This window comes from Arthrobacter sp. SPT-J7 (assembly GCF_059089965.1).
Genome location: NZ_JBNHFF010000457.1, coordinates 1 through 1,192, shown reverse-complemented (window position 1 = coordinate 1,192; position 1,192 = coordinate 1). Strand labels below are relative to the sequence as shown.

Sequence of the window (1,192 nt, the reverse complement as noted above, 5' to 3'; positions counted from 1 at the left end):
CCAGGCGTACTCGTGGCTTACCGTCCTGGTGGACGACAAACCGGGCCAGATTGCGCGGCTCCTCACGGAAATCGGTGAGATCGGCGTGAATTTGGAGGACCTGCGCCTGGACCACTCGTCGGGCCAGAACGTGGGTATGGTGGAAATCTCCGTGTTGCCGAACAAGCATGACCACCTGATCGAAGCACTCAACGACCGCGGATGGCGGGTACTCCAGTAATGACACAAGAACTTCTTGCCACGCTGCCCGCCCTGCGCGTCGGCCGGCCGCTGGTGGTTGCCATCGACGGGCCGTCAGGCTCCGGCAAGTCCAGTGTCAGCAAGGAAGTGGCCCGGAGGCTCCGGCTCGCCTACCTGGACACCGGCGCCATGTACCGCGCACTGACCTGGTACTGCGTTACCAAGGGCATCGACCTGGAAGACGGTGAGTCGGTGGAGCAGGCCTCCCGGGACCTGGTCCTGGACCTGAGCACCAGCCCCCAGGAGGAGTACGTCCGGGTGGACGGGATTGACGTCACCGACGCCATCCGTGAACCCGCCATTTCCTCAGCTGTCAGTGCCGTGGCAACCACACTAGGGGCCAGGACAGAGCTCATCCGGCGCCAGCGCGAACTGATCGAAAAGCACCACCGCCGGATGGTGGTGGAAGGCAGGGACATCACCACCGTCGTCGCTCCCGGGGCTGAAGTGCGGATGCTGCTCACCGCCAGTGAGGAAGCGCGGCTGCGCCGGCGCGGAATCCAGCTCGGCGGCACCCAGGACGCGGAGCAGTTGGCGGCACAAGTGACCCACCGCGACGCGAAAGACTCCACGGTGGTCAACTTCACGCAGGCCGCTTCCGGAGTGGTAACCCTGGATTCCTCGGACCTTGACTTCGACCAGACAGTTGCCGCGGCCCTCGTGATTGTTACCAAGGTCCTGAACCGTGACTGAACCAAGCGTCGGAAAGTCCAGGCCGGAGATCCCGTCCAGCTGGACCATGACGTGGAGCAGGCCCGTGGGCTGGGTCCTGGACCACCTGGTCTACCGGACATCCGTCACCGGCGGGCACAACGTTCCTACCGGCGGCCCGGTGATTTTTGCCGGCAACCACATCAGCTTCCTGGACGGGCCGGTGATGTTCGGCGCGTCACCACGGCCCATGCACATCCTGGTGAAACAGGAGATGTTCACGGGCTTCCTGGGCCGGGTG

The 1,192-nt window shown here is 64.5% G+C and carries 2 protein-coding genes and 1 pseudogene; all 3 read left to right on the top strand.

Annotated elements, in window-relative coordinates; genetic code table 11:
- Positions 1-220, top strand: a pseudogene (locus AC5RWX_RS33555) (prephenate dehydrogenase); the annotation flags it as partial.
- A complete protein-coding gene (cmk, locus tag AC5RWX_RS33550; RefSeq protein WP_494100468.1) occupies positions 220-933 on the top strand; it encodes a (d)CMP kinase in 714 nt (237 codons plus the stop codon). The pseudogene AC5RWX_RS33555 and the gene cmk, both read left to right, overlap by 1 nt.
- Positions 934-979: 46 nt before the next feature.
- Positions 980-1,192, top strand: a 213-nt coding sequence (locus tag AC5RWX_RS33545) for a lysophospholipid acyltransferase family protein (RefSeq protein WP_494100469.1), incomplete at its 3' end; no start/stop codon positions are given.